The sequence below is a fragment of the Tahibacter sp. genome (assembly GCF_035481375.1).
Lineage (GTDB): Bacteria > Pseudomonadota > Gammaproteobacteria > Xanthomonadales > Rhodanobacteraceae > Tahibacter.
In genome coordinates, this window is sequence record NZ_DATIGT010000182.1 from 1 (window position 1) to 4,846 (window position 4,846).

Sequence of the window (4,846 nt, forward strand, 5' to 3'; positions counted from 1 at the left end):
TGTTCATGGCTGGCGGATTCGTCTGCTGAAGAGGCTGGCCGGATAACGAGCGTGGCAACGGAAGCGGTGACGGATGCGGCGGTCGAGCATAGCTCGCAACGATCGCCGCCAGAGCGCGCATCGCGCGCGGCACGCCGCACAATCTGGCATCCTGCAATGCATTGATCAATCTTGATCGATACGATCAACCTGTTCGCGGACGTCCCCGACTCCCACCCATGGATAGCGATCTGATCCCGGCCGCCGAAGCCTGCCGCATCCTCGGCGTCAGCGCGGCCACGCTGTATGCCTACGTCAGCCGCGGGCTCGTCGCTTCGCACCCGGGACCCGATCACCGCAGCCGCTGCTACCGCCGGCGCGACGTCGAACGCCTCGCGCGCGAGCGCCGCGCCGGACGCGGCGCGGCGCGCGGCGCGGCGCAGAGCCTCGATCGCGGCCTGCCGGTGCTCGACACGCAGATCTCGCTGATCCGGCCCGACGGCCCGTATTACCGCGGCCATTCGGCGATACAAGCCGCGCAGGCCGGCGCGACGCTCGAAGACGTCGCGCGGAGGCTCTGGGACTGCGGCCGCGACGATCCGTTCGCGGCGAGCCCGGCGGCCGGCTGGCCGGCGGGCGTTGCCGCGCTTGCCGACGACGCGTCGCTGCCGCCGCTCGAACGCGCGCTGGCGGCGATTCCGCTGCTGAGCCTGGCCGTGCGCCATTCGTTCACGTCATCGCCGTCCGCCCGCCGCGACATCGCCGCGCAGCTGCTGCGCCAGAACGCGGCACTCATGAGCGGCAGCCGGCCTTCGGCGCAGCCCCTGCACGCGGTGGTCGCCGGCGCCTGGCATCCGCGCGACGCGCGTTTCGCCGACCTCGTGCGCGCGACGCTCGTGCTCGGTGCCGAACACGAGCTCAACGTCTCCGCGTTCGCCGCGCGCGTCGTCGCCTCCACCGGTGCGCATCTGCATGCGACGGTCTGCAGCGGTCTCGCCGCGCTGACCGGTCCGCGGCACGGCGGCGCGGCGGCCCGCGCGCACGCGCTGATCGCCGACGGCGCCGATGCGCTCGCCGAGCGCTGGCAGCGCGGCGACGAACTGCCCGGGTTCGGCCACGCGCTGTATCCGGACGGCGATCCGCGCGCCGCGGAACTGCTGTCGCGACTGCGCCGCCGCCATGCGCGCAGCGCCGCGCTGCGCGCGCTCGATGCACTGATCGCGCGCGCCGAGGACATCAGCGGCCTGCGCCCGAACTTCGATTTCGCGCTCGCGGCGATCTGCCGGCTGCACGCGCTGCCGGCCGGCGCGGCGCTCGTGCTGTTCGCCTCGGGCCGCCTCGCCGGCTGGCTCGCCCATGCGCTGGAGCAGCAGGAACACGGCCGTTTGATCCGGCCGCGCGCACACTATGCCGGCACGCTCGCCTGAGCCTTCGCATCGCCCGGAGAATCTCGCCATGCCGCTGAAGCTCGATCCCGAAACCGGCCGCCGTTGGGTTGACATGGAATTTGTCGCAACCGCGACACGCGAGGAACTCTGGCGCGTGCTCGCGACGGGTCCGGGCTACACCGCGTGGTTCACGCGCTGCGAGATCGACGGGCGCGTCGGCGGCCGGCTGCAGTTCGACTTCGGCGCGAACGGCAGCTCCAGCGGCGAGGTCACGATCTGGGAACCGCCGCTGCGCTTTGGCTATGTCGAGCGCGAATGGGCCGAAGGCGCGCCGCCGGTCGAGACCGAGATCACGATAACTGCGCGCGGCAATGGCCAACACCTCGTGCGCATGACGCATTCGCTGACCGCCGCGTATGACGACTGGGATGCGTCGCTCGAAGGTTTCGAGGCCGGCTGGCCGGCGTTCTTCGAAGTGCTGCGGCTCTATCTCGCCCACTCCGCCGGCGAGCCCGCGGCCTTCGCCTCGGTCATGCATCAGACGCAGGGCGAACAGGCGCCGCTCTGGCGCGCGCTGCTCGACGGACTGCAGATCGCGCATGCCGACGTCGGCGAACATGCCGAGCTGCCGTTCGCCGCCCCCGAAGGACTCGTCGAGTTCGTGCGCCAGGACATGCGCCAGCGCTATCTGCTCGTACGCACGCCCGTGCCGGATCCGCAGATCGTACTGCTCGGCACGTTCTCCCAGGCCGGAACGACGAACGCGAGCGTCGCGCACTACTGCTACGGCCGCGACGCGCAAGCCGCGGCCGCCTCGGCGCAGCGCCACTGGCAGGAATGGTTCGCGCGGCGTTTTCCAACAAGCGACGGCAGGGCGCAATAACCGAAGGGCATTGCGCCGTCGCCCCGCCTCATCCCACCGGAATCACGAGCTGGAACCCGCCGTAGAAAATGCGGTCGCCCGACGGCGGCGCTTCGCAGACGTTCGCTTCGAGCCGGAACGTGTACTGCGCGCATCCGGCCCCCGCATCCACTTCGTTGACGACGATGCTGAACGCCTGGTTCGCCGCGAGCCGGCGCGAGAATGCGATGCTGCCGATCGTGCTGTAGCCGCTGTCGGCGAGATGCCCGGTGTTTGGCGTCGCCGGGTTGTAGTTCGAATACATCGCGATCTGGGTCTGGTTGCCGCCGCATTGCGTGAAGTCGGCGGTCACGGTCACGCAGACGGGCTGCGACGAAATCGCCGCGAAGTCGTAGCGGTCGCGACGCACGGCCGTCGTGTTTTCGAGCGCGGCGGTCTTGGCCGGCGCGGTGCACAGCGACGGTTTCCCGTCGCGCGTGATGCGGCCGGCCTGCTGCACGTCGCCGGCATTGAGCGAGCCGGTGCGCGTCGCGGTGAAATAGCAGGTATCGGCGACCGGCGCGGTCGTGATGTCGAGGCACCAGCCGTCGGAGATCGTGCCGCTGGGCTGCGGCTCCGCGCCGGTGTACTGCGCGGCCCAGAGGCGCCAGGTGCCGTTGGGATTCGTGCCCTTGAGCGAAGCCAGCATCTGCTGCACGGTCGTCGCCGGGGCCGGCGCGGGCAGCGGCAACGCGGCGAACACGCGCGGCAGATAGCGGTTGGTTCTGGCCGGCACGGTGTGCGCGTAGCTCACGATCCCGGTCTCGGGGAGCGCGTAGACCTCGGCATCGTCGGCAAAGGTCCAGTCAGCATTGAGCACCGACGGCAGCGGCGCATCGTCGACGTCGAAGCCGCTGCCGGTCAGGCCGACGAGCTGACCGCCCGGATGCTGCACGCGCGCGCTGAGGCGCGACGTGTTGCCGTGCGTCACGTCGAGCAGTTGGACCTTGACGTCGGTGACCACGCCCGAGAGGCCGGCAACCACGATGTCGCTCGGATACTGCGATGCCGCGCCCGCGCCGGGGAACTGCAGCGGCGCAGCGTTGCAGAAGCGCGTCGTCGTCGCCAGCGCCTTGCTGACGCCGCAGGTCGGCGCCTCGGCGGCGGCCGGCGTCATCGCGGGTTCGGTCAGATCCATGAGCCGCGTCATCGCCGCGGAGATCGCCGGCGGCGAGGCCGGATCGTCGGCCTGATGCGGCGCGTCGTAGGACGGGCCGGCCAGAGCGGCGGCGGAGCTGAGCAACAACGAGGCGAAGACGGCGGTTCGGCGCATGATGATTTCCCCTGGATGTACCCCGGACGTACGGAAGACCGGCCGCGCAGGGATCACGACACACGACCGTAGGGCGCAATAAGCGAAGCGCATTGCGCCATCAACCGCAAAGCGCAACCGCAAAGCGCATCGCGCCATCTCCACGCGACGAGGCCCGCCCACCGCGGCGCGACGCCCTTCGGTTATTGCGCCCCACGTCAACCACCAGCACCCTACGCCCATGCCCACGCCCGAACCCTCCCTGCCGCTGATCGCCGCCGAGCAGTTGTTCGGACTCGTCGCCGCGCTCGGCGGCGGGCTGCTCGTCGGCATCGGGCGCGAGCGCGAGAAGGCGCAGGCGGGACGCGAAGCGGCCGGCGTGCGCAGTTTCGCGGTCGTCGCGCTCGGCGGCGCGATCGCCATGCTGCTCGGGCCGGTCGCGCTCGCCGTCGCCGGTGCGGCCGTTGCCGCGATGACGGTGGCTTCTTACTGGCACAGCGCCGAGCACGATCCCGGCGTCGTCACCGAACTCGCGCTGCTCGTGACGTTCCTGCTCGGTGCGCTCGCACAGTCGCACGCGCAGCTGGCTGCAGCGCTGTTCGTCGCGCTCGCCGTCGTGCTCGAAAGCAAGACCAGTCTTCACCGCTTCACGCGGCAGGTGCTCAGCGAGCAGGAGCTGAGCGATGCGCTGCTGCTGGCCGCTGCAGCGCTGATCGTGCTGCCGCTGCTGCCCGATCGCGCGATCGATCCGTGGCAGGTGCTCAACCCGCGCAAGCTCTGGCTGTTCGTCGTCCTCGTCATGAGCATCAACGCGGCCGGCTATGTCGCGCTGCGCGTGTTCGGCGCCGGGCGCGGGCTCGCGCTCGCGGGACTGCTCGGCGGGTTCGTCTCGAGCGCCGCGACCATCGCCGGCATGGGCCAGCGCGCGTCGGCCGACGCGCACGCCCTGCCCGGCTGCATCGCCGCGGCGTTGCTGTCGTGCATCGCAACCGTGGTGCAGCTCGCACTGATCCTGTTCGCGCTCGCGCCGGCGCTGCTCGCCGATCTCGCCGTGCCGCTGATCGCCGCCGGTCTGGCCGCCGCGGCGGTCGCAGGCTGGTTCGTCTGGCGCAGCCGGGCAGCCGACGAGGACGCACCGCCGGCGGCGCTGGGCCGGCCGTTCGCGCTGCGCCAGGCGCTGCTGTTCGTCGCGATCGTCGCCGCGGCGCTGCTGCTGTCGACCGCGCTGCGCCGCTGGTTCGGCGATGGCGGCGTGCTCGCGGCGGCCGCCGCAGCGGGCTTCGCCGACGTGCACGCGGCGGCGGTCTCGCTCGCCCAGCTCGCGAG

5 protein-coding genes are annotated in these 4,846 nt (G+C 71.4%); 3 read left to right on the forward strand and 2 right to left on the reverse strand.

The genetic code is table 11. The features are described from left to right. The coding region (locus VLF18_RS11705) for a hypothetical protein (protein ID WP_325279803.1) at positions 1 to 188 on the reverse strand (188 nt) is incomplete at its 3' end. A gap of 30 nt (positions 189 to 218) precedes the next feature. Between VLF18_RS11705 and VLF18_RS11710 the strand changes: the two genes are divergently transcribed. Both VLF18_RS11710 and VLF18_RS11715 read left to right on the forward strand, forming a co-directional pair. Continuing rightward, the gene (locus tag VLF18_RS11710) at positions 219 to 1,406 is read left to right on the forward strand and encodes a citrate synthase family protein (protein ID WP_325279804.1); all 1,188 of its coding nucleotides are present in this window, start codon (positions 219 to 221) and stop codon (positions 1,404 to 1,406) included. Between the two features lie 28 nt (positions 1,407 to 1,434). Beyond that, the gene (locus VLF18_RS11715; protein WP_325279805.1) at positions 1,435 to 2,250 is read left to right on the forward strand and encodes an SRPBCC domain-containing protein; all 816 of its coding nucleotides are present in this window, start codon (positions 1,435 to 1,437) and stop codon (positions 2,248 to 2,250) included. Positions 2,251 to 2,278: 28 nt separating this feature from the next. Here VLF18_RS11715 and VLF18_RS11720 read toward each other — a convergent pair whose 3' ends face one another. Beyond that, positions 2,279 to 3,541 (reverse strand): hypothetical protein, encoded by a 1,263-nt coding sequence (locus VLF18_RS11720; protein WP_325279806.1) that lies wholly within the window; start codon positions 3,539 to 3,541, stop codon positions 2,279 to 2,281. 220 nt (positions 3,542 to 3,761) lie between these two features. Between VLF18_RS11720 and VLF18_RS11725 the strand changes: the two genes are divergently transcribed. Beyond that, positions 3,762 to 4,846: DUF4010 domain-containing protein (locus VLF18_RS11725; RefSeq protein ID WP_325279807.1), on the forward strand; the 1,085-nt coding region annotated here is incomplete at its 3' end.

What these genes read in the sequence shown, in the direction of transcription:
- VLF18_RS11720 (WP_325279806.1), bottom strand. Translation starts at nt 3,541, where the DNA reads ATGCGCCGAACCGCCGTCTTCGCCTCGTTGTTGCTCAGCTCCGCCGCC.
- VLF18_RS11715 (WP_325279805.1), top strand. Translation starts at nt 1,435, where the DNA reads ATGCCGCTGAAGCTCGATCCCGAAACCGGCCGCCGTTGGGTTGACATG.
- VLF18_RS11710 (WP_325279804.1), top strand. Translation starts at nt 219, where the DNA reads ATGGATAGCGATCTGATCCCGGCCGCCGAAGCCTGCCGCATCCTCGGC.